25 protein-coding genes are annotated in these 24,492 nt (G+C 29.1%); 15 read left to right on the forward strand and 10 right to left on the reverse strand.

Features of this window, described 5'->3' with window-relative positions:
* From AC5SL8_RS05600 to AC5SL8_RS05610, 3 genes are read left to right on the forward strand one after another with little or no spacing between them, the layout of a single operon-like run.
* On the forward strand, positions 1-1,473 hold the full coding sequence (locus AC5SL8_RS05600) for an AmpG family muropeptide MFS transporter (RefSeq protein WP_494579564.1): 1,473 nt from the start codon (positions 1-3) through the stop codon (positions 1,471-1,473).
* Complete coding sequence (locus AC5SL8_RS05605) at positions 1,474-2,211, forward strand: C40 family peptidase (protein WP_494579565.1); 738 nt, start codon at positions 1,474-1,476, stop codon at positions 2,209-2,211.
* Complete coding sequence (locus tag AC5SL8_RS05610; protein WP_494579566.1) at positions 2,201-3,745, forward strand: tetratricopeptide repeat-containing sulfotransferase family protein; 1,545 nt, start codon at positions 2,201-2,203, stop codon at positions 3,743-3,745. The genes AC5SL8_RS05605 and AC5SL8_RS05610 overlap by 11 nt, the downstream gene beginning before the upstream one ends.
* Here AC5SL8_RS05610 and AC5SL8_RS05615 read toward each other — a convergent pair.
* Complete coding sequence (locus AC5SL8_RS05615; protein WP_494579567.1) at positions 3,742-4,641, reverse strand: prephenate dehydrogenase; 900 nt, start codon at positions 4,639-4,641, stop codon at positions 3,742-3,744. The two genes, AC5SL8_RS05610 and AC5SL8_RS05615, sit on opposite strands and share 4 nt — an antisense overlap.
* A gap of 2 nt (positions 4,642-4,643) precedes the next feature.
* Entirely contained in the window at positions 4,644-5,726 is a 1,083-nt protein-coding gene (hisC, locus tag AC5SL8_RS05620; RefSeq protein ID WP_494579569.1) for a histidinol-phosphate transaminase, read from the reverse strand.
* A gap of 190 nt (positions 5,727-5,916) precedes the next feature.
* On the opposite strand from hisC, the gene metX reads away from it, so the two are divergent.
* From metX to AC5SL8_RS05680, 12 genes are all read left to right on the forward strand, one after another.
* Positions 5,917-7,035: a homoserine O-acetyltransferase MetX gene (metX, locus tag AC5SL8_RS05625; RefSeq protein ID WP_494579571.1), complete on the forward strand. Its 1,119-nt coding sequence runs from the start codon at positions 5,917-5,919 to the stop codon at positions 7,033-7,035.
* Positions 7,036-7,037: 2 nt separating this feature from the next.
* A complete protein-coding gene (metW, locus tag AC5SL8_RS05630) occupies positions 7,038-7,634 on the forward strand; it encodes a methionine biosynthesis protein MetW (RefSeq protein ID WP_494579572.1) in 597 nt (198 codons plus the stop codon).
* Positions 7,635-8,354 (forward strand): hydroxyacylglutathione hydrolase, encoded by a 720-nt coding sequence (gene gloB, locus AC5SL8_RS05635; RefSeq protein ID WP_494579574.1) that lies wholly within the window; start codon positions 7,635-7,637, stop codon positions 8,352-8,354.
* Between the two features lie 65 nt (positions 8,355-8,419).
* Complete coding sequence (rplU, locus tag AC5SL8_RS05640) at positions 8,420-8,824, forward strand: 50S ribosomal protein L21 (protein WP_494579576.1); 405 nt, start codon at positions 8,420-8,422, stop codon at positions 8,822-8,824.
* A gap of 12 nt (positions 8,825-8,836) precedes the next feature.
* Positions 8,837-9,091 carry a 50S ribosomal protein L27 gene (gene rpmA, locus AC5SL8_RS05645; RefSeq protein WP_006997689.1) on the forward strand — a complete coding sequence of 85 codons (255 nt, stop codon included), beginning with the start codon at positions 8,837-8,839 and terminating at the stop codon, positions 9,089-9,091.
* 29 nt (positions 9,092-9,120) lie between these two features.
* Entirely contained in the window at positions 9,121-10,104 is a 984-nt protein-coding gene (gene cgtA / locus AC5SL8_RS05650; protein WP_494579577.1) for an Obg family GTPase CgtA, read from the forward strand.
* Entirely contained in the window at positions 10,094-11,200 is a 1,107-nt protein-coding gene (proB, locus tag AC5SL8_RS05655; protein ID WP_494579579.1) for a glutamate 5-kinase, read from the forward strand. The genes cgtA and proB overlap by 11 nt, the downstream gene beginning before the upstream one ends.
* Before the next feature lies 1 nt (position 11,201).
* On the forward strand, positions 11,202-12,452 hold the full coding sequence (locus tag AC5SL8_RS05660) for a glutamate-5-semialdehyde dehydrogenase (protein ID WP_494579580.1): 1,251 nt from the start codon (positions 11,202-11,204) through the stop codon (positions 12,450-12,452).
* Positions 12,433-12,966, forward strand: a complete 534-nt coding sequence (gene nadD / locus AC5SL8_RS05665) for a nicotinate (nicotinamide) nucleotide adenylyltransferase (protein WP_494579581.1) — start codon at positions 12,433-12,435, stop codon at positions 12,964-12,966. Before AC5SL8_RS05660 ends, nadD begins: the two co-directional genes overlap by 20 nt.
* 17 nt (positions 12,967-12,983) lie before the next feature.
* Positions 12,984-13,334, forward strand: a complete 351-nt coding sequence (rsfS, locus tag AC5SL8_RS05670) for a ribosome silencing factor (protein WP_494573015.1) — start codon at positions 12,984-12,986, stop codon at positions 13,332-13,334.
* Positions 13,331-14,470, forward strand: coding sequence for a S41 family peptidase (locus AC5SL8_RS05675; protein ID WP_494579583.1), 1,140 nt, complete (start codon positions 13,331-13,333; stop codon positions 14,468-14,470). The genes rsfS and AC5SL8_RS05675 overlap by 4 nt, the downstream gene beginning before the upstream one ends.
* The gene (locus AC5SL8_RS05680) at positions 14,471-14,950 is read left to right on the forward strand and encodes an RNA pyrophosphohydrolase (RefSeq protein WP_494579585.1); all 480 of its coding nucleotides are present in this window, start codon (positions 14,471-14,473) and stop codon (positions 14,948-14,950) included.
* Here AC5SL8_RS05680 and atpC read toward each other — a convergent pair.
* The 8 genes from atpC to odhB form a co-directional block, all read right to left on the reverse strand.
* The gene (gene atpC / locus AC5SL8_RS05685) at positions 14,940-15,332 is read right to left on the reverse strand and encodes an ATP synthase F1 subunit epsilon (RefSeq protein ID WP_494579587.1); all 393 of its coding nucleotides are present in this window, start codon (positions 15,330-15,332) and stop codon (positions 14,940-14,942) included. The genes AC5SL8_RS05680 and atpC overlap by 11 nt on opposite strands.
* Positions 15,332-16,750, reverse strand: a complete 1,419-nt coding sequence (atpD, locus tag AC5SL8_RS05690) for a F0F1 ATP synthase subunit beta (protein ID WP_494579589.1) — start codon at positions 16,748-16,750, stop codon at positions 15,332-15,334. Before atpD ends, atpC begins: the two co-directional genes overlap by 1 nt.
* Before the next feature lie 2 nt (positions 16,751-16,752).
* Positions 16,753-17,628: a F0F1 ATP synthase subunit gamma gene (locus AC5SL8_RS05695; protein ID WP_494579591.1), complete on the reverse strand. Its 876-nt coding sequence runs from the start codon at positions 17,626-17,628 to the stop codon at positions 16,753-16,755.
* Between the two features lie 3 nt (positions 17,629-17,631).
* Positions 17,632-19,167 (reverse strand): F0F1 ATP synthase subunit alpha, encoded by a 1,536-nt coding sequence (gene atpA / locus AC5SL8_RS05700; protein ID WP_494579593.1) that lies wholly within the window; start codon positions 19,165-19,167, stop codon positions 17,632-17,634.
* Positions 19,168-19,725 carry an ATP synthase F1 subunit delta gene (atpH, locus tag AC5SL8_RS05705; RefSeq protein WP_494579595.1) on the reverse strand — a complete coding sequence of 186 codons (558 nt, stop codon included), beginning with the start codon at positions 19,723-19,725 and terminating at the stop codon, positions 19,168-19,170. It lies immediately after the preceding gene.
* 110 nt (positions 19,726-19,835) lie between these two features.
* Positions 19,836-21,791, reverse strand: a complete 1,956-nt coding sequence (gene priA, locus AC5SL8_RS05710) for a replication restart helicase PriA (RefSeq protein WP_494579597.1) — start codon at positions 21,789-21,791, stop codon at positions 19,836-19,838.
* A 22-nt stretch (positions 21,792-21,813) separates the two neighbouring features.
* On the reverse strand, positions 21,814-23,214 hold the full coding sequence (lpdA, locus tag AC5SL8_RS05715; RefSeq protein ID WP_494579599.1) for a dihydrolipoyl dehydrogenase: 1,401 nt from the start codon (positions 23,212-23,214) through the stop codon (positions 21,814-21,816).
* Complete coding sequence (odhB, locus tag AC5SL8_RS05720; protein ID WP_494579601.1) at positions 23,215-24,492, reverse strand: 2-oxoglutarate dehydrogenase complex dihydrolipoyllysine-residue succinyltransferase; 1,278 nt, start codon at positions 24,490-24,492, stop codon at positions 23,215-23,217. It abuts the gene before it with no gap.

The following is a 24,492-nucleotide window of genomic DNA, read 5'->3' on the forward strand; positions in this document are numbered from 1 at the left end:
TTGAAAAATAAAAATATTTATCTATTTTTTAAAAAAGAAACATTAAAAATGTTACTGCTTGGATTTTCATCAGGGCTGCCTATACTTTTGATATTTTCCACTTTATCTGTTTGGCTTTTCAAGGCTGGTATTGATAGAAGCACTATTACTCTCTTTAGCTGGGTAGGGTTTACTTATGCGTTTAAATATTTGTGGTCTCCAATTGTCGATAATTTTAAAATTCCTTTTTTTGATAAAATGGGTCATAGGAGAGGCTGGTTGCTATTTACACAATTGATGATTATAGCTTCTTTAATTTTAACTTCATTAACAGATCCAGCTAAAAGCTTGTTATTTATTACAATATCCATAACTCTATTAGCTATATTTAGCTCTACACAAGATATTCTAATTGATGCATTTAGGATTGAATCGTCACCCATTTATTTACAAGGTCCACTTTCATCAATGTATATAGCTGGATATAGATTGGCTATGTTGATAGGTGGTGCAGGTAGTTTGTGGCTCGCTTCTTACTTGGGTAGCGAAATATATAATAAGAATGTATGGAAAACTGTTTACTTAATCATGGCTTTATTCATGGTTGTTGGCGTAATAACTACTTTATTATCAAAAGAACCTAAAATAAATAATAAAAAAAATCTTAAAATTAATGAACATGCAAAATTTTTGTTTGTTTTTATTCTCTCATTAGCTGGTTTTATTTTTTTATATAATTTTATTAATAATCCTTTTGGAGAAAATGAAATAATAAAAAAATTTCTATTTTCTATTATGAGAATTTTTTTATGTTTTACTTTTTTTGGAATTATAATTTTTTCAATGATGAGTACTAAATATATTTCAAAAACAATAGTTAAAAAAATCTACCTTGACCCAGTTTTAAATTTTTTAAATCGTTATGGTAAATTTGCTTTTTCTATACTCTTTTTGATAGCTCTTTATAGAATAGCAGATGTAGTTATGGGGGTTATGGCAAATATTTTTTATCTAGAAAAAGGATTTAACATAAACCAAATAGCAACATATTCAAAATTTTTTGGTGTCTTTGCAACTATAGCAGGTGGATTTTTAGGAGGATTTTTTTGTCTAAAATTTGGTACAATGAGATCATTATTTTTAGGTGCTTTTATAGCCTCAAGTAGCAACTTGTTATTTGCCTGGCTTGCCATATCTGAGCCTAGTATTAAATTTTTGATAGGTGTAATTACTGCTGACAATATAGCAAGTGGTTTTGCTGGTGCTGCATTTGTTGTATATTTATCTGCTTTAACATCTTTAAAATTTACTGCAACACAATATGCATTATTTAGCTCTATCATGCTTTTTATACCAAAATTAGTGGCTGGTTATTCTGGTAGTTGGGTTGACGCCATTGGATATTCAAATTATTTTGTAGTTACTGCTTTACTTGGTGTGCCTGTATTAATATTAATTATATGGTTGTCAAAAGTAGCTCCCATAAGAGAATAAATGATTAATAATAGATTAATATTAAATGTTTATGAAGACAAAGAGTCTAAAAAAAATTTAGCTACTCAACTTTTATATGGAGATAAATTTAAAATAATCAAAAAATATAAGAATACATTAAAAATTAAAACTTTTTATGATAATTATATTGGCTTTATAAATAGAAAAAAATTCCCTATAACACAACAACAAACTCATAAAATCTCAGTGTTGAAAGCAACTCTGTACTCTAAGCCTAATATGCAATCTAGGTTAAATAAACAAATTAGTTTTTGTTCATTTATCAAGGTGAAGAAATACAAAAATAAATTTTATAATTTTGATAATTATTGGATTAGATGTAAGGATGTTGTTCCCATTAAAAATAAAAATAAAATATTTAATAATATTAAAATTTTTAAAAATACAAAATATAAATGGGGTGGCAATAGTTATAAAGGCATCGACTGTTCTGCTTTGGTTCAAATTTTTTTTAAATTCAATAACCTATACTGCCCAAGGGATACAAAAGACCAAGTAAAATTTTTTCAAACGAATAATATAAAAAACAAATATAAAAAAAATAACCTAATTTATTGGAAAGGACATGTTGCAATTTGCCTTAATAGTAATAATTTAATTCATGCTTATGGGCCTAGAAAAAAAGTTGTGACTATGAGCATTAAAGATACAATTTTAGAGATTAAGAAAAAATCTAATTTAAAAGTAACTAGTATTAAAAATATTAATGATAACTGATAATCAATTAAAAATAAAAATAGATATTCTAACTAATAAATTAAAAGCAGGTTTATTTGAAGATGTAATAACTGAAGCCAAAGGTTTATTAAAGAAACGAGGGCATCAAATAATTTATAATATTATTTCTATTGCCTACCAAAGTTTGGGTAAATTTGACCTTTCAGTAAAAATTATGGAAGAGGCTCTTAAAAAAAACCCTAGAAACCCTTATTTTTTAAACAACATAGGAATTAGTAAGCACAAATTAGAAATTTTTGATGAAGCAGAGTATTATTTTAAAAAAGGACTTGAGATTGCACCTAATTACATAAATATACTTAATAACCTTGCCAATCTTAAAAAAGATTTAAATCAATTTGATGAGGCTATTGTTCTTTATAAAAAATCACTAGGAATTAACAAAGTTTCAAATGAAATACAATTTAACTTAGCAACAATTTATATTACTTTAGGAAAATTTAATGATGCAGAGTTTCATTTAAATAAAATATTAGAAAATAATCCAAAAGCTACTGAGGCAGATCGATTAATTTCATCATTTACAAAATACTCACAAGATAATGAACATTTAAAAAAGATGATTAAAAAGATTGAAGAAAAAGATCTTAACAAAAATCAATTAATGCATTTACATTTTGCTCTTGGGAAAGCTTTTGAAGATGTAAAAAAATATGAAAATTCTTTTAAAAACTTTAATAGAGCAAATCAATACTTAAGTGAAATTATTAAGTATGATATTAGTCACGATGTTGAAAAATTTATAAAAATAAAAAAAACAATTAATTTTATAAGCAATAATAAGATAGATAAAAATTTACGCCAATTAATTTTTATAGTTGGTATGCCGAGGTCAGGCACATCTTTAGTTGAACAAATAATATCCTCACATTCAAATGTTTTTGGGGGAGGTGAGCTGCCTTATTTATCAAATATTTTACATGACGGGATTTTTAATAATAAAAATTTAGCTAACATTGATAATAATAAATTAAATAATTTATTAAAAATAATACAAGGACAGTATGTTTCTAAAATATCAAAAATAGACTCTTCAGATAAAATGTTTATTGATAAGGCTCCTTTAAATTTTAAATATATCGGTTTTATTAAAAAAATTTTTCCAAATTCAAAAATTATTAATTGTAATAGGGATCCTATAGATATTTGTTGGTCTAACTATAAAAATTTTTTTTCTGGAACTTTATCTTTTTCTAATAATCTAAATGATCTTGCTTCTTTTTATACACTTTATCAAAATTATATAAAATTTTGGAAAGAATTATTTCCTAATGAAATTTATGACGTAGTTTATGAAAAGTTAGTTGAAAATCCAAAAGAAGAAATTAAAAATTTATTAAATTTTTGTGATTTAAGATTTGAAGAAAACTGTCTAAAACATGAAAATAATCCTAAATCTATAAAAACTGCAAGTTGGGTTCAGGCTAGAAAACCTATTTATAAATCTGCAATTAAATCTTCAGATTACTTTAAACCATACCTAGGTGAACTAATTGAAAAAATAAAAAATTAATTTTTCCTTCCAAAATCAGGTTCACTTATATCTTGTTTTAATTTAATTATTTTTTTTCTAACCTTTTTTGTATCAATTAACTTCTTAAGTATTAATTTATTATTTTTTGATTCAATATCTTTTTTAAAAGCTCTTAAATTTTTAATAAATAATTCGATTGCATCAGAAATATTTTTTTGATTATTAAAAAAAATATCCCTCCACATTATTTCATTTGAAGCAGCGATTCTTGAAAAATCTCTTAAACCGCCAGCACTAAACTTAATTAACTCATACTTTTGTTTTCTTTCAAAGTCGGTAGCTGTTTTAACTAAATTATAAGCAATTAGATGTGGTAAATGACTAGTCATTGAAAAGACTAAGTCATGCTTTTTTGAGCTCATTATAGAAATCTTGGATCCAATTTTTGTCCAGAATTTCCTTAATATTGAGAGATGTTTTTGGTTGGTATTACTTTCTCTTATAAGAATACACCATTTGTCTAAAAATAAATCTTTTTTACCATGTACTGGACCACTAACTTCTGATCCTGCTATTGGATGACTAGAGGTCCATGAAATTCCTCTCTTTAAATTTTCTTTAATTACATTATGAGATTTTTCCTTACTTGAACCAACATCTGTAATGATTGTTTTGGGCAGCAAGTGTTTATTTAATTTTAAAATTATCCCCTTGTATTCACTAAGTGGAGTACAAACTATTATCAAATCTATATTAGGAACAGTTTTTTTGAAATCAGTTATTATAGTACAGGGTAATTTTAATTTTTTTATTTTTGATAAATTAGATTTTGATTTTTCATACACAAATACATTTTTAGAAACTTTATAATGAGAAATAGCTCTTAATACAGATGAGCCAATTAAACCACAACCTATGATTAAAATATTTTTCATAATTAATTAAATATATCCGTAATTGCTTTTATAAATTTTTCATTTTGTACTTTTGATCCAATAGTTAATCTTAATTTATTTTTTATATTATAGCCATTCTCGGTCGATCTTAATATAATTCCTTTTGATTGTAGTTTATTAAAAACAAAGTTGGCTGAATATTTACATTTATCAAAACTTAGCAATAAAAAGTTAGCTGTAACTTCATTGGAAAAAATTTTCCCATTTTCTAAGAATTTCTTAATTTTATTTGCATAGAAAATATTGTGTTTAACAGATCGACTAATAAAACTATTATCTTTTAAAGCTTCTATTGCTGCACGCTGTGCAATTTGATTAACATTAAATGGGGGTTTTATTAAATTCATTGCACTAATTATTTTTTTATTTGCATACCCCCAACCTACTCTCAATGAAGCTAATCCATAAATTTTTGAAAATGTTCTTATAACAACAACATTGTTGGTATTCTTAAATAGGTCTAAACTTGGTTTATAATCTTTATTTTTCATATATTCAAAATAAGCATCATCTAAAACTAGCAAAATATTCTTATTTAATTTTTTTCTTAATTCTATTAATTCTCTTTTACTTAAATAGGTTCCGGTTGGATTATTTGGGTTTGCAATAAATACTAATTTAGTTTTTTTAGTAACTTTTTTAAGTATTTCATCAACCGATACCTTAAAGTTTTTTTCTTTAGAAAAAACTACTTTAGCTCCTATGATTTGAGCATAAATTCTATACATTAAAAAGCTATATTGTGGAACAATCACTTCGTCTGATGGTTTCAAATATAATTGACAAATTATTTGAATAATCTCATCTGAACCTGCACCACATATTATTTGATCTAAATTGCACTTATATTTCCTCGCAATCTCCTTTCTTAAATTTCTGGCTTTACCATCTGGGTACTTTGAAATTAACAAGCTTTTATCTTTCAATATTTTTGTTACCCTTGGGCTCACCCCAAGTGCAGACTCATTTGCTGATAGTTTTATTGGATTTGAAATTTTACTTATATTTGACCTACCAGGCTTATAAGCTTCTATTTTAAATATTTTAAATTTTGGAATTGTCATTTTATAGTTTTATTCACTTTATAAATAAAATACTAACTTTTCATATAGAATATGTCATTTTTAAAAAAAATTGACATAAGAAATACTATCTAGTACAAAAAATATGCGCTGATTTAACTGAATTGCGAGCGCTTAAAAAAACCGCTAAATAAGTTTTTTTTATCTCCCAATTCAAATTTGGCTAATATTTATGATTAAAGATTTAGAGATAAAAAAACTTATAATTGATAAACCATTAAAATTGGACTGTGGTCAAACTATAAATAATTATTCTTTGGCCTATGAAACCTATGGTTCCTTAAATGAAAAAAAGGATAATGCTATACTTGTGTTTCACGCATTGACAGGTGATCAATTTGTAACTGGAATAAATCCAATCACAAAAAAAGAAGGTTGGTGGTCGTATGCTGTTGGCCCTGGTAAAGCTATTAATACAGATCAATTTTTTGTGATTTGTGCAAATGTTATTGGTGGCTGTATGGGCTCAATTGGTCCTAATGAAATTAATTCCGAAACAAATAAAAAATATGGAACTAGCTTTCCCGTTATAACTATTAACGACATGGTTAATGCACAATTTAATTTGTTAAATTTCTTTAATATTGAAAAATTATTTGCTGTTATTGGTGGATCTATGGGGGGAATGCAGGCACTACAGTTCGTTAGTAATTTCCCTGAAAAAGCAAAAGTAGCAATACCAATTGCTTGTACTGCAAGTCATTCAGCACAAAACATAGCTTTCAATGAACTTGGTAGACAGTCAATTATGGCGGACTCTAACTGGGACAATGGAGACTATTCTAATAAAGATAAAAGTCCTGATAAAGGATTGTCAGTAGCTCGAATGGCTGCACATATTACATATCTATCAAAAAATGGGCTTCAGGAAAAATTTGGAAGAAAGCTTCAAGAAAGAGATGATTTAAAATTTGGTTTTGATGCTGATTTTCAAATTGAAAGTTATTTAAGATACCAAGGATCTGTATTCGTTGATAGATTTGATGCAAATAGCTATCTATATATAACAAGAGCAATGGACTATTTTGATCTTATCAAAGAACATAATGGAAATTTATCTAAAGCATTTGAAAATACTAAAACAAAATTTCTTGTTATATCCTTTACTTCCGATTGGCTTTATCCCACTTCCGAAAATAAAGAAATTGTTATTGCATTGAATGCCATAGGTGCTGATGTTGGATTTGTTGAGATTGAGTCTGATAAAGGTCACGATTCATTTTTATTAAAAGTCCCTGAATTTTTAAATACCTTAGGTGATTATATTAAAACAGCTTATTCTAAGAGTTAAATATGAAACAAGAGTTTAAAATAATATCTAATCTAATTGATAAGAATACTAGAGTTCTGGATGTGGGATGTGGCGATGGTACACTAATGGAGTATCTGAAAGACAGTAGGAAAATAGATATTAGAGGAATAGAAATTTCAAAAAATAATGTTCAAAAATGCTTATCAAAAGGATTAACAGTTATAGAGGGAGATGCAGAGAAAGATCTCTTGCAATTTCCAGATAGTTCTTTTGATTTTGTTATTTTAAGTCAAACATTACAAGCATTTCTCACTCCTGAAATTGTTATAAAAGAATTATTACGTGTTGGAAAAAAAGCTGTTGTTACTATACCTAATTTTGGTTTTTGGAAAGTCAGACTTCACTTATTGATTAAAGGAACAATGCCAATAACAAAAAACCTACCTGACGAATGGTATAATACTCCTAATTTACATATGTGCACATTGAAAGATTTTTATAATTTTTGTGAAAATCGAAATATAAAACTAGATCAATCAATAGCTTTAAAAAATGAAAAAATATCAACTATAAATAAATTAAATCTAAATATAAAAAACTTATCAGCAGAATTGGGTATTTTTTTAATTGAAAGATAAATGAAAATTCAAATAATACCCTGTTTACATGATAATTATTCTTATCTTGTTATTGATGAAAAAAATAACATAGCTTGTGCAATTGATCCCAGTGAAGCAAAACCTATAATTAAATACTTAGAAAAAAAAAATATTAATTTAAAATATATACTCAATACTCACCATCATTATGATCATGTGGGTGGTAATCAAGAATTAAAAAAAAAATATAATGCTCGTGTTATTGGATACAAGGGAGATAAAGATAGAATTCCAGAAATAGATACTCTTGTTGATGATCAAGAAATATGGAAGCAGGAAAGTTTTGAGGCCAAAATAATTCATATACCAGGTCATACTCTTGGACATATATGTTTTTATTTTTTCAATGAGGAAGCTGCTTTTACTGGAGACACTCTTTTTTCTTTAGGGTGTGGAAAAATTTTTGAAGGAAGTTATGAACAAATGTTTAATTCTTTAATGAAAATTAAAGCACTTCCATTAAAAACTAAAATTTACTGTGGACATGAATATACTAAACAAAATGCTAAATTTTGTATAACTCATGACAAAAATAATGAAAATCTTAAAAATAAAATAAAAATTATAGATAAAAAATTAGAAAATAATTTACCCACTATTCCATCTACAATTAGAGAAGAGCTAGATTGTAATATTTTTCTTAGATCTAATAAAGTTGAAACGTTCTCAAAATTGAGAGATTTAAAGGACAATTTCTAACTTATTCACGCTTGACTATGATTTGCGCGAGACTATATTGCTCATTATAAAAAAAAGATAAAACAATGTCATACGCTATAATACAAACAGGTGGAAAACAGTACAAAGTTAAAGCTGGTGAGATACTTAAAATCGAAAGATTAGAGGACTCAAAGCCGGAGACTAAAATTGAATTTAAAGAAATCTTAGCTTACGGTGATGATAAAACTATTGAAGTTGGATCTCCTGTAGTAGAAGGAGCAAAAGTTGAGGCTGACCTTGTTGAAAATGGTAAAAATAGAACTGTTTTAATCTTTAAAAAAAGAAGAAGACAAAATTCAAGAAGAAAAAATGGACATAGACAACAGTTTTCATTAATTAGAATTAGCAAAATTTTTTCAAAAGATGGTAAAGTTTTATCTGAAGCATCAAAAATGATAAAACCAACTAAAAAAGTTGAAAAAGTAGAAGCAGAAGTAGCAAGTAAATAAATTAGGTAAATTATGGCAACAAAAAAAGCAGGTGGATCATCAAGAAACGGACGAGACAGTGCTGGTAGAAGACTGGGCGTTAAAAAATATGGTGGTGAAGTAGTAATTCCTGGAAACATAATAGTAAGACAAAGAGGAACAAAAATTTTTCCTGGCGAAAATGTAGGTATGGGTAAAGATCACTCTATTTTTTCTGTTGTTGAAGGTAAAGTTGTTTTTAAAAAAGGTAAATCAGACAGAACATTCGTTTCAGTAAAACCCAATTAGTAGTACAACTAAAAATTGAGAGTTGTATTATGAAGTTTCTTGATCAAGTTAAAATTTATGTAAAAGCAGGCAATGGAGGACATGGCTCTCCAAGTTTTCGACGTGAAAAATTTATTGAATACGGCGGACCTGATGGTGGTGATGGTGGCAAAGGTGGCTCCATAATTTTAAGATCTGAAAGAAATTTAAACACACTTATTGATTACAGATTCCAACAACATCATAAAGCTGAACGTGGAGAAAATGGATCAGGACAAAACCGTACAGGTCGTGGCGGTGATGATTTATTTTTAAAAGTACCAATAGGAACACAAGTTTTTGAGGAAGATAATAAAACTTTAATTTTTGACTTTAAAAAAGAAGGTGAAGAATTTGTTGTTGCTAATGGTGGCAAGGGTGGGCTTGGAAATACAAGATTTAAAAGTTCTACTAATAGAGCACCAAAAAAATTCACTAAGGGTACAATAGGAGAAGAATATATAATTTGGTTACAATTAAAAACTATTGCAGATGTTGGGATAGTGGGATTGCCTAATGCAGGTAAATCAAGTTTATTAGCTGCCATTACAAATGCAATGCCAAAAATAGCTAACTATAAATTTACAACATTAAACCCAAATTTAGGAGTTGCGAGTTATGATGATAAGGAAATTACATTAGCCGATATTCCAGGTTTAGTTGAGGGTGCACATGAAGGAGTGGGATTAGGTATTCAATTTTTAAAGCATATAGAAAGGTGTAAAACTTTAATGCACTTGTTAGATATTACTAACCAGGATCTTGAAAATACCTACAAACAAGTTCGAACTGAACTTGGTAGCTATAGTAAAGATTTACTAAATAAAAAGGAATTAATTGTATTAAATAAAGCTGACTTATTAGAAAAAGAAGAAGTAAGTCAAATTTTAAAAGAATTTTCTAAAAATAAAAACTCAGAAGTTGTTATACTTTCAACACTCGATAAAGAGTCAATATCTCAAATAAAAGCTAAATTACTTTCATATGTATCTTGAAAATTCAAAAATTATTGTGGTTAAGATAGGCTCATCTTTACTGATAGATGATAATAAAAAAATAAGAAATAAATGGTTATCTGAATTTGCCAAAGATATTAAAGAACTCATAAAAAAAAATAGAAAAGTAATCATTGTAAGCTCTGGTGCAATTGCCATGGGTTGCAAAAAACTCAATATAAATAAAAAAAGTCTTAAAATTGATAAAAGTCAGGCTGTTGCATCAATTGGTCAAATAGAGTTGATGAATTTATTTTCAGGAAGTTTCTCAAAGTTAAAAATTAATATTTCTCAGATTCTTTTAACACTAGAGGATACTGAACAAAGAAGAAGGGCTTTAAACGCAAAAAGAACTTTTGATAATTTATTTGAGTTAGGCTTTATACCAATTGTAAATGAAAATGATACAACAGCAACAACTGAAATAAAATATGGTGATAATGATAGGTTGGCATCAAGGGTTGCTCAAATATCTAGAGCAGACACACTTATATTGCTTTCAGATGTTAATGGTCTTTACACTCAAAATCCAAAAATTTTTAAAAATGCTGAACTTATTAAAGAAATAAAAAATATTGATAGGAATGTTGAAAGAATAGCCACTAAAAGTATTGGTGATCTTGGTACGGGTGGAATGAAAACAAAAATTGATGCTGCTAAAATTTGTCAATTGTCAGGTTGTAAAATGGTAATCGCAAATGGTTTGTTAAATAGACCTATAAAAAAAATAATTGAGGAAAATAATTGTACGTGGTTTCTACCTAAAGTTTCAAAATTAGATGCTAGAAAAAAATGGATCATTAGTTCTGTCTCACCAAAAGGAGCTCTTATTATTGATGATGGTGCAAGACAAGCACTCACAAATGGTAAAAGTTTATTGGCCGCTGGCGTAAAAAAAGTAACTGGTAATTTTAAAAAAGGTGATCATATAAAAGTCTTAGACAAAAATAACAATGAGTGCGCTAGAGGACTTAGTTCATTCTCGTCTGATGAAATAGAACGAATTAAAGGTTATCACTCAAGAGAAATAGAAAAAATATTAGGATATGTTGCTAAATCAGAAGTTATACATAAAGATGATATAGTGGAAATATAGAATGAACAAAATTATGAATTCACTTGGTCAAAATGCTAGAAAGGCTATCCTAAATAAAATTGATACACGAACTAAAAATAAAATTTTAAAGAGATATGCTTTATTACTTGATAAAGAAAAAAACTCTATAATTAGTGCCAACCAAAAAGATATCAAATTTGCTAAAAAAAAAAACTTAAAGAATAATTTAATAGATAGGCTTACAATTGATCATAAAAAATTAGTCAGTATAAAAAAATCTATTGAAAAAATTGTAAAAATTAAAGATCCGGTTGATTGTATATTAGAAAAATGGCGTAGACCAAACGGCTTAACAATAAGTAGAGTGTCTGTGCCTATAGGTGTATTGGGTATAATTTATGAAAGCAGACCTAATGTTACATCTGATGTTGCAAGTTTATGTTTTAAATCTGGGAATGCAGTAATATTAAAAGGTGGATCAGAAGCTATAAATACTAACAAAATTTTAGCAAACTTATTTCGAAAATCACTTAAAGAAAATAAAGTAGATCAAAATTTTATCCAATTTATAAACTCCAAAGATAGGAAAATAGTTGATTACATGCTTTCAAAAATGAAAAATTATATAAATGTGATTATTCCACGTGGAGGAAAAAGTTTGGTTAAAAGAGTACAAGAGTCCTCAACCGTACCTATCATTGGACATTTAGAGGGTCTTTGTCATACATACATAGATAAAGATGCTGATCTTAAGATGGCAATAGACATTGTTTACAATGCAAAGTTAAGGAATACTAGCATTTGTGGTGCTACGGAAACAATTTTGATGCACCAAAAAATAATTAAAAAATTTTGTAACCCAATTTTAAAAAAATTAGAAGAAAACAACTGCAAAATTTTTGGAGATCACGTTATAAGAAATAATTACAAAGGAAAAATATATCCCGCAAAAGATAAGGATTGGTCTACAGAGTATTTATCAGCAATTGTTTCTGTAAAAACTGTCAAAAATTATAAAGAAGCAATAAAGCATATTAATAAATATGGAACTATGCACACTGACTCTATTGTTACAAAAAATAAAAAAACAGCCAATCGATTTTTAAAAAATATTAAAAGTTCTATAGCTATGCATAATACTTCTACACAATTCGCTGACGGTGGTGAGTTTGGTTTTGGTGGTGAGGTTGGTATTTCTACAAACACATTACCTCCAAGAGGTCCTGTTGGGCTTGGGCAGCTTGTTTCATATAAATACGAAATAGTCAGTAATGGTAAAATTAGAAAATAACAAAAAAATAAAAGTTGGAATATTAGGAGGTACATTTGATCCTGCTCACAAGGGGCACTTAGAAATTTCAAAACAGGCAAAAAAATTACTTAATCTAAAAAATGTCATCTGGGCGATTACTAAACAAAATCCATTCAAAGATATTAGTAAATCAAATTTAAAAAATAGAATCCAATTTGCAAAAAAACTAATTGCAAAAAATGATTTTATAAAAATAAGATTTTATGAAGAAAAGATATCCTCTAATAGAACTATTGACCTTATCAACTATCTGAAAAAAAATAAAAAATATGAGCTATATTTTATTATGGGTGCTGACAACCTTATTAACTTTCATAAATGGCACAAGTGGAAATCTATTGTTAAAAAATGCAATCTCCTAGTGTTTGATCGACAAGGATACAAGGCTAAATCTTTAAAGTCAGTCACCTATAATGGTGTGAATAAAAAAAGATTATCATTTATTAAATTTAAAAAGGTTAATATTTCATCTTCTCAATTAAGAAAAGTTTGATAAGGTTAAATATATTAATGGAAAAAAACTCAGATTTAAAAAACTTAATTTTAGAAACACTAGATTCCAATAAAGCCTTAGATATTGTTTCAATAGATCTTAAAAATAAAAGTTCAATGGCCGACTACTTAATCATAGCAAGTGGTACCTCATCAAGACACATTCAAGCTTTATCAGAAATGGTACTGGAAAAATTAAGATCTAATGGAGTTAAAAATTCTAAAATTGAAGGAAAAGAAAGTGGAGATTGGAAATTGGTTGATGGTATTGATTTAATTGTCCATATATTCCATCCTGATAAAAGAAAATTTTATGAACTTGAAAAAATTTGGTCTGAAGTAATTCCTAAAGAAAAAGTGATGATATGAGCCTAATCAAAAAGATTTCTTTTTTTGTTTTAGTTTTCTTATTTATTTATCAAAAAAGTTTTTCTGATAACTCTGAAATTTATAAAAAGATTGATTTATTTGGTGAAGTTCTTGAAAAAATAAATGATGAATACGTTGATGAAATTGATCAGTCACAAAGTATGGATGCTGCCATAAACGGTTTATTACAATCTTTAGACCCTTACTCCGCATATATGACGCCTGAAAACTTTAAGAGTATGCAAACTGAAACAAGCGGAGAATTCGGTGGTTTAGGTATTGAAGTAGGTATGGAGGCAGGTGTTGTTAAAGTAATATCGCCAATAGATAATACTCCTGCTTCAAAAGCTGGCTTAAAAGCTGGTGACTATATTGTTAAAATTAACGATACTCAAGTTCAAGGAAAGTCTTTAACACAAGCTGTTGAGTTGATGCGTGGACCTGTTGGTTCAAGTATAGAAATAACAGTTAGAAGAAGAGGTGAAAAAAAAGCATTAATTTTTAATATCACAAGAGAAATAATTGAAGTTCAATCTGTAAAATTTGAACTTTTAGAAAATAACATAGGTTATATAAGATTAACTTCTTTCAATGAAAATAGTAGCTCACAAGTCAAAGAAAAAATTAAAAAACTAAATAATAATAAAAAGCTTAAGGGGTATATTTTAGATCTAAGAAATAACCCAGGTGGATTACTTTCTCAGGCAATTAAAATATCTGATTTTTTTTTAGATAATGGTGAAATTGTATCAACGAAAAGTAGACAGCCCTCTGAAAATCGAAAATGGTTTGCAAAAAAAGGTGATTTAACTAATGGAAAAACTGTATTAGTTCTCATTAATTATGGATCAGCTTCTGCGGCTGAAATAGTAGCTGGTGCATTAAAAGATCATAAAAGAGCAATTATTGTTGGTGAAAATAGTTACGGGAAAGGATCGGTGCAATCAATAATACCTCTTAAGAATAGAGGTGCCATAAGATTAACAATTGCAAAATATTATCTTCCATCTGGAAAATCTATTTCAGAAGTTGGAGTAACTCCTGATATAGAAGTTGTAGAAGGTTCTGATGATTTTAAGATCAATTCAGAAACTGATAACCAGTTAAATTTTGCTATAAAATTACTTAACGGATAAATGACAAGCGCTAATTTAGACCTCCCTTTACGAAGTGGAGTTGGCATTGTTGTATTAAACAAAGAAAATAAAGTTTTTGTTGCAAAAAGAATAGATAATCAAAAAAATTTTTGGCAAATGCCTCAGGGTGGAGTTAACAAAGGTGAAGATTATTTGGATGCTGCTTATAGAGAACTAGAAGAAGAAACCAGTATAAATAGTGTAGAGCTAATTAAAGAACTTGATGGTCTAATCTCTTATGAATTGCCAAAAAACTTACTTGGAATTATCTGGAAAGGAAAATATAGAGGCCAAGAACAAAAATGGTTCGTAATGAGATTTTTAGGACAAGATAATCAAATAAATATTAAAACTGCACAACCTGAATTTTCAGAGTGGAAATGGATTGAGCTTGAAAAAATAACTGACTTAGTTGTGGATTTTAAAATGCATGTTTACAAAAATATCCAAGACCAAGTAAGAAAAATTATTAATTTATAGTTTTTAAAACTTCAATTTTTTGATCAACTAGGTATTTATTTTGATCCGTAATGTCACTATTTTTTAAATTTTCTTCTGCTTGAGTAAGTAGTTCACTAATTTTATCTTTATCAATATCTTTGATATTAAAAATTGAACTTGTTAGAACTGATAAATTATTATTCTTAAATTCAACAATTCCATCCTCAACATAGTAGTTATCCTCTCCTGATTTAGAAAAGATTTTAATAATCCCTGGCTTTAAAAATGAAATAATTGAGATATGGTCCTTTAAAATCCCCATTTCTCCCTCAAAAGCAGGTACAACAACTTCTGTTACATCTTCTTTTGTAAGAAAAGATTTTTCTGGGTTTACAATTTCTATTTTGAACTCTTCACTCATCATGCAGCAGCGTCTTTTGCCATTTTTTCTGCTTTTTCTACAGCTTCTTCAATTGTACCCACCATATAAAATGCAGCTTCTGGTAAATGATCATACTCACCATTACATATTGCTGCAAAACCTTTAATTGTAGATTCTAAATCTACTAATTTCCCTGGAGAACCAGTAAAGACTTCTGCAACAAAGAAAGGTTGTGATAAAAATCTTTGTATTTTACGTGCTCTAGCTACTGTTAATTTATCTTCTTCCGATAATTCATCCATTCCTAAAATTGCAATAATATCTTGTAGTGATTTGTAAGTTTGAAGAACTTTTTGCACTTCTCTAGCAACTCTGTAATGCTCATCACCAACTATTCTAGGATCTAAAATTCTAGAAGTAGAATCTAGTGGATCAACTGCTGGATAAATTCCAATTTCAGCTATCTGTCTCGATAATACAGTTGTTGCATCTAAATGAGCAAAAGATGTTGCAGGTGCGGGGTCAGTCAAGTCATCTGCTGGTACATAAATTGCTTGTACAGATGTAATAGAACCCTTGTTAGTAGTTGTAATTCTTTCTTGAAGGTTACCCATGTCTGTTGCAAGTGTAGGCTGATATCCAACTGCTGAAGGAATTCTTCCTAATAGTGCAGAAACTTCTGAACCTGCTTGAGTAAATCTAAAGATATTATCAACGAAGAATAATACGTCTTGTCCTTCTTGGTCTCTAAAATATTCAGCTACAGTTAGACCTGTTAAGGCAACTCTTGCTCTAGCTCCTGGGGGTTCATTCATTTGACCATACACTAGTGCAGCTTTTGATCCTGGGCCTTCTGGCTTAATAACGCCTGAGTCTATCATTTCGTGATAAAGATCATTTCCTTCTCTAGTTCTTTCACCAACACCGGCAAACACAGAAAATCCACCATGGGCTTTTGCTACGTTGTTAATTAATTCCATAATAAGTACTGTTTTACCAACACCCGCACCTCCAAATAAACCAATTTTTCCTCCTTTGGCGTATGGTGCTAATAGATCAACTACTTTAATTCCTGTAACTAGAATTTCTGTCTCTGTTGACTGATCACTAAATTCAGGTGCAGCTCTATGGATTGGCCATTTCTCTTTTGTTTTAACTTCACCTTTTTCATCAATAGGTTCACCTATTACATTTATAATTCTTCCTAAGGTCTCTGGACCAACTGGAACTTGGATAGGAGCACCTGTTGCGATTACTTCGTCTCCTCTTTTTAATCCTTCGGTAGCATCCATTGCAATAGTTCTTACACTTGACTCACCAAGGTGCTGAGCAACTTCTAAAACTAATCTGTTGTCTCCATTTTTACATTCTAATGCTGATAAAATTTCTGGCAATTCTCCATTAAATTTTACGTCTACTACTGCTCCAATGATCTGTGTGATTTTTCCTTTGCTCATAATTATAAACTTTCCGCTCCTGATATAATTTCAATTAGTTCTTTTGTAATAGCTGCTTGACGACTTCTATTATACTCAATAGTTAGCTTGTCAACCATTTCACCTGCGTTACGGGTTGCATTATCCATTGCACTCATTCTTGAGCCCTGTTCGCTAGCTGAATTTTCTAACATCGCTTTAAAAATCTGAGTAGATATGTTTTTAGGCAATAAATTGCTTAAAATTTCATCTTCATCTGGTTCAAATTCATAATTATCCTCAGAAGAATTTTCTTCTGCTTCAGATGTTTTTAAAGGAATTATTTGTTGTTCTTGAGGTATTTGAGTAATTACATTTTTAAATTTATTATAAAAAATTGTACACACATCAAATTCTTTTTTTTCAAAGTTATCAATTATCATTTTCCCCACTTTTTCAGCATCTAGATAATTAATAGTTTTTGAATCTTTAAAAGATATTCTCTCTACAATATCATTTTTATAAACTCTTTTTAATTGATCATACCCTTTAGAGCCAACTGTTATAATCTTTAAAGTTTTTCCCTCATCAGATATTTTTTGAAAATATGCTTTGGCTTTTTTAATAATATTTGTATTAAAACCACCACATAGACCACGATCAGATGTTAACACAATACATAAATGCACTTTATCTTCACCTGTTCCAGAAAGAAGCTTAGGGGCATTTTCTTTATCAGAAATGCCACTAGATAAATTAAGAATAATGTTATTCATTTTTTCAGAATAAGGTCTTCCCTTTTCAGCATTTTCTTGTGCTCTTCTAAGTTTAGCGGCTGCAACCATTTTCATGGCTTTAGTAATTTTTTGTGTAGACTTTACACTCGCTATTCTTTTTTTTAAGTCGTCTAGTGTTGCCATATTTTAAGAATTAAAGTTCTTCTTAAGTTCCATGATAGTTTCAACTAATAATTTTTCAGTATCTTCTTCAAGTTTACCTGAACTTAAAACAGATTCTAAAATTTCTGGTTTTTCAGATTTACATTTTTCAATAATCTTAGACTCAAACTCAGCAATATCTTTAAGTTCAACATCATCCAAATAACCTTTTACTCCACAGAAAACTGAAATTACTTGCTCAGCAACTGTCATAGGAGAATATTGTTTTTGTTTTAAAAGTTCAGTTAGTTTTGAACCTCTATTTAAAAGTTTTTGTGTTGATGCATCTAAATCTGATCCAAATTGTGCAAAGGCAGCCATTTCTCTATATTGAGCAAGCTCTAATTTCATTGAACCAGAAACTTTTTTCATTGCTTTTGTTTGTGCTGCAGATCCAACTCTAGAAACTGATAGACCTACGTTAATCGCTGGTCTAATTCCTTGGTTAAATAATTCTGTTTCAAGAAATATTTGACCATCTGTAATTGATATAACGTTAGTTGGAATAAAAGCAGATACGTCTCCACCTTGGGTTTCAATTATTGGAAGAGCGGTTAATGAACCTCCACCATGCTCATCACTAAGTTTGGCTGCTCTCTCAAGCAATCTGCTGTGTAAATAAAATACATCCCCTGGATAAGCTTCTCTTCCTGGAGGTCTTCTTAATAAAAGTGACATTTGTCTATAAGCTACAGCCTGTTTAGATAAATCGTCATAAATGATTAATGCATGCATACCATTATCTCTATAGTATTCACCCATAGTGCAGCCTGTATATGGTGCTAAAAACTGAAGTGGTGCTGCATCTGAAGCAGTAGCAGCAACAATTGTTGTATATTCCATTGCACCAGCTTCTTCTAAAGTTTTTTGAATTTGTCTAACAGTAGATCTTTTTTGACCTATAGCGACATAGATACAGTAAAGTTTTTGCTTCTCATCGCCAGATTCATTTATTTTTTTTTGGTTAATGATCGCATCGATAGCAACTGCAGTTTTTCCAGTTTGTCTATCCCCAATAATTAATTCACGCTGTCCTCTTCCAACTGGAACTAAACTGTCAATTGATTTTAAGCCTGTTTGCATGGGTTCACTAACAGATTGTCTTGGAATAATTCCAGGAGCTTTTACTTCAACTCTACTTCTTTTAGTTGCTTTATCTAAAGCACCTTTGCCGTCGATTGGATTTCCTAATCCATCAACAACTCTTCCTAATAATTCTTTTCCAACGGGTGTATCAACAATACTTCCTGTTCTTTTAACAACGTCACCTTCTTTAATTTTTCTATCATCTCCGAAAATTACAACTCCAACGTTTTCGCTTTCTAAGTTTAGAGCCATACCTTTTGATCCATCAGAAAATTCTACCATTTCTCCAGCTTGAACATTGTCTAATCCGTACACTCTGGCAATACCATCTCCTACTGACAAAACTTGACCAACTTCAGTCACTTCTGCTTTATCCCCAAATTTTTTAATTTGCTCTTTTAATATTTTTGTTACTTCTGATGGGTTTATATCCATTTATGCCTCTATCATCCTATTTTCGATTTGTTGTAATTTATTTTTAATGGAAGTGTCCACCATTGTGCTTTCGACTTGCACAATCAAACCCCCAATTAAACTTGCATCATGTTTATAGTTTAATTTTATTTTTGAACTAAAGTTTTTAGTCAATTCTTCTTTTATGTTATTAATTTCCTTTTCAGTAAGATCTTTTGCAGAAGTTAATTCTGCTTTTAATTCACCTCTTTTGACTGAACATGTTTCAACAAAGCTTTTTAGAATTTTATCCACATAAAAGAATCTTCTTTTAGATATTAGAAAGTTTAAAAATTTTGTTAATAATTCATTTATTTTATATTGTTCTGAAATTTTACTTAGAGCATTCAATTGATCTTCTTTGCTATTTGTTGGATCCTTTATTAAAGATTTAAAATCTTCACTTGAAGCAATTAAATTAATAATTGAAGTAGAATGAACCTCAATCTCACTTAAATTATTAGCTTCTGTTGCTAATTCATAAAGTGCAAGAGAATATCTATCCGCCGATGTTTCAGAAAAAACTTTATTTTTGCTCAATTTATTGTTCCTTATAAATATTAGAAGATTTATTAAAATTTTGTTTTAATTAACATATGACTCCTACCTCTTCAAGTCACACATTGTCTAAAAGTCTTGTTTTTTCTGTATTAATTGAAGTTTATTGGGTCAACATCAACCGTTAGTTTCATTCCAGCGGGAAATTTGAATTTTTCAATGACTTTTGAAAGAGAATTTTGAACTTTTAAAGATTTTCTACCCCTAATCAAAAGCCTTACTCTAAATCTTTTTTTTAATCTAAATATAGGAGCGTTTACAGGTCCAAGCACTCTACCATCAACAGCATTTTCTATAAAACTTTTAAACTTATAAGCTTCTTTTTCAAGTTCTCTTTCATTGTTACCAGTAATTATTAAGGCAATAAATCTTTGAAACGGTGGAAGATTATTTTCTCTTCTAATTTCAAGTTCTTTATCTAAAAATATATCAGGATCTTTATTGGTAATATCAGTAATCATTTTGGTATTTAGATTGTAAGTTTGAAAATAAACAGTTGCTGGTTTGCCTGTTCTACCTGCTCTTCCTGAAAGTTGATGATATAACTGTAAGTTTTTTTCAGCACCTCTTAGGTCATGACCTTGTGATGATAAATCAATATCAACTACTACTATACAATTTAAGCTTGGAAAATGAAACCCTTTAGAAATTAATTGAGTCCCAATTAAAATTTGGATTTCATTATTTATAATTTTTTCTATAACATCCAAAGAACTTTTTTTATTCATTGTGTCACTGGAAAATATAGTTGTCTTTTGAGTAGGAAAATTTTTTTTAACCTCTTCCGATATTCTTTCAACACCAGGACCACTAAAAATAAAATCACATTTGCCCTCTTTAGAGCAATCTCTATTTAGTAAAGCTTTATAGCCACAGTAATGACATAACAAATTTTGTTTGTTTTTATGATATACCAAATTTATTGAGCAATTTGGACATGAATAGCTACTAAAGCATTTTTTACATAAAACATGTGGGGAAAATCCTCTTCTATTTAAAAAAAATAAAACTTGGTCTTTTTTTTCAAGATGTAAATTTACTTTTTCAATTGTTTCTTTAGATATCCAGGATTGAGATTCAAGTTTAGAATTATTTAGATTAATTATTTCATATTTTGGCAAAGATGCATTTAAATACCTTTGATCAAGTTTTGATAAACTATATTTGCCTTTTTTAATATTGTCATAAGTTTCAATAGATGGAACTGCGGTTATTAAATTAATTGGAATATTTTCAAAAGATGCTCTTGAAATTGCCATGTCTCTAGCATTGTAAGTTACTCCCTCATCTTGTTTGTAAGATTGATCATGCTCTTCATCAACAATAATTAATCCTAGTTTTTTAAAAGGTAAAAATAATGAAGATCGAGCCCCAATTACAACTTTAATTTTATCATTTGCTATTCCGCTCCAAATAATTTCTTTATTTTTTTTGGTAATGCCTGAGTGCCATACAGCCGGCTTGAAACCAAAAAATTCTATAAATTTATTTTGAAACTGTCCTGTTAATCCGATTTCTGGTAATAGAATTAATCCTTGAAAACCCTTATTAATTATCTCTTTTAAAGCCTCAAAATAGACCATTGTTTTACCTGAGCCTGTAGTGCCTTGTAAAACATGAACTCTAAATTTTTGATTTAATACATTCATTTTTTTTAATGAATTTTTTTGTTCTTTGGAAAGTTTTATTTTATTTTCTTTGATATCTATTTTGAATGTTTCATATGCTTCAATTGGAAACTTTTCTATGGCGCCACTACTTAATAATAATAATTTTAATGCCATACCTTTAGGCGTCATATTGTATTCTGAAAACCAGTTTAGGAATTTAATTATATTTTTCTTTAAGGGTGGAACATCTAATTTCCTTAAAACTTTTTTAATTGCAAAATTTTTATTTGTTTTTTTTTCAAAGTCATCCCACACAACTCCAGTCACCTCTGACTTTCCAAAAGGTACCAGCACATAGTCTCCAACTTTTAAAGTTAAATCAGAATTGTAGGTAAAAGGATGATTAAAAATATTTGGTATAAGAATCGGTACTTTCATATCTTTATAATATGAAAATATTTTAAGAGTGTATTGCTCTTTTATCTACTGATAAAGCTGCTTCTTTTACTGCTTCTGAAAATGTTGGGTGTGCATGACATGTTCTTGCAATATCTTCAGCGCTAGCACCAAACTCCATTGCAACTCCAATTTCCCCAATTAATTCACCTGCATGAGGTCCAATAATATGTGCTCCTAAAACTCTATCTGTTTTTTCGTCAGCTAGGATTTTAACAAAACCTTCTGCTTCATCAATTGCTTTGGCTCTTGAATTTGCCATAAATGAAAATTTACCAATTTTATATTTAATATTTGCTTCTTTTAATTGTTCTTCTGTTTTCCCAATTGAAGCAACCTCTGGTGTTGTATAAACAACTCCAGGAATAATATCATAATTAACATGTCCTGATTGTCCTGCAATATTTTCTGCAACTGCAATACCTTCGTCTTCAGCTTTGTGAGCAAGCATTGGTCCATCAATTACATCTCCAATAGCATATACATTCTTAATATTTGTTTGAAATGCTTTGTCAGTTTTAATTCTTTTCTTTTCATCTAATTCAACACCAATTGCTTCTAAATTTAAGTTAGTTGTATTAGGTTTTCTACCAACAGATATAAGAACCACATCACAATCAAAATCTGCTTTTTTTCCATCTTTATCAGATGTTGAAACTTTAGCACCATTAGCATTTTTTTTAATTCCTTCTACTTTCGTCTGCATATGAAAATTAATTCCTTGTTTCTTTAATATTTTCATAAACTCTGTGGATATTTCTCTATCCATACCAGGAGTAATATGCTCTAAAAATTCAACTACATGTACTTCTGCACCCAATCTAGACCAAACAGACCCCATCTCTAATCCTATATAACCACCACCAACTACAACCATTTTTTTTGGCACAGTTTCTAAAGTTAATGCTCCTGTTGAAGATACAATTATTTTTTCATCAAATTTAATACCTGGTAATGCAACTGGCACTGACCCTGTGCTAATTACTGTTTTGTCTGTTTCAATTATGGTTTCTTTTTTTTGATCATCTAATATCGAGATTTTATTTGCTGATTTAAAGCTTCCAGTGCCTTTAAAATAAGTGACTTTATTTTTTTTAAATAAAAACTCTACGCCCTTAGTCAAAATTGTCACCGCTTTATCCTTATTTTGCATCATTTTTTGAAGATTAAGTTTTACCCCACTCACCTCAATGCCAAGTTTAGAGAAATTTTGCGCCTTATGATAATTTTCAGAAATATTTAGTAAATTTTTAGAAGGTATACACCCAACATTTAAACAAGTTCCACCTAATGAGCCTCTTGATTCTATACATGCAGTTTTAATTCCCAATTGCGCTAATCTTATTGCACACACATAACCTCCCGGACCACCACCTATTACAACTGCTTGAAATTTACCTGACATTTAAATATTTAAAAACAACCTTCTTGGATCCTCTAAATTTTCTTTAACCATTTTTAAGAACGATACTGACTCTTTTCCATCTATAATTCTGTGATCATAAGACAAGGCAAGATACATAATGGGTCTAATTTTAATCTCACCATCAACTACCATTGGTCTTTCAACTATATTATGCATACCTAACACACCAGATTGAGGTAAATTTAATATTGGAGTAGATAACATTGAACCATAAACTCCACCATTACTAATTGTAAAGGTTCCACCCTGAAGGTCCTCTATGGTTATTTTTCCATCTTTTGCTTTTTCAGAAATAGTTTTAATATTTTTTTCAATATCTGCAAATGATAACTGATCAGCATCTCTTAATACTGGTACCACTAATCCCTTTTCAGTTCCTACTGCAAAGCTCATATTGTAATAATTTTTATAAATAATTTCATCTCCATCAATTTCAGCATTAACTGATGGATACATTTTTAGTGCAGCAACACATGCTTTTACAAAAAATGACATAAACCCTAATTTAATTCCATACCTACTTTGGAAATCTTCCTGGTTCTCTTTTCTCATTTCCATTATACCAGTCATATCAACTTCATTAAATGTTGTTAATAATGCTGCATTTTCTTGTGCTTGTTTTAATCTTTTTGCAATTGTCTGTCTAAGCCTAGACATTTTAATTCTCTCTTCTTGACCATATTTAATTTTTCTTTCTGATGGCTGAGGGTTTTCTCCCATCATGCTAATCAGATCACCTTTAAGAATTCTACCTTCTTTACCAGAGCCACTAATTTTTTTTAAATCAATTTTATTTTCAACTACCATTTTTCTTACAGCTGGTGAAAGTACTTCACTATTTTTATTTGAAGAATCTGTTTTTTCTTCTTTAACTTCATTGGTTAATATTAAAGGTTCTTTCTCTTCAGGTTCTTCAAAAACTTTAGGAATTTCTTTTTTAATTTCTAAATTAACTACATTATTTTCAGTTTTTTTAGGTTCAATTTTTGTAATTACTTTTTTTTCAGATGGTTGAGTTCCATTTTGACTTATCATACCAAGAAGAGCTCCCACTTCTACGGTTTCACCATCTTTTGAATTTATTTCAGATAAAACTCCATCTATTGGAGATGGAACTTCTAAATTAACTTTGTCAGTTTCTAACTCTACAATTGCTTCATCGGCTTCAACTGTGTCACCTTCATTTTTAAGCCATTTAGCAACTGTTGCCTCTGTTATGCTCTCACCCAAAACTGGTACTAAAATTTTTTCACTCAT

Source organism: Candidatus Pelagibacter sp. PS_41 (assembly GCF_059417725.1).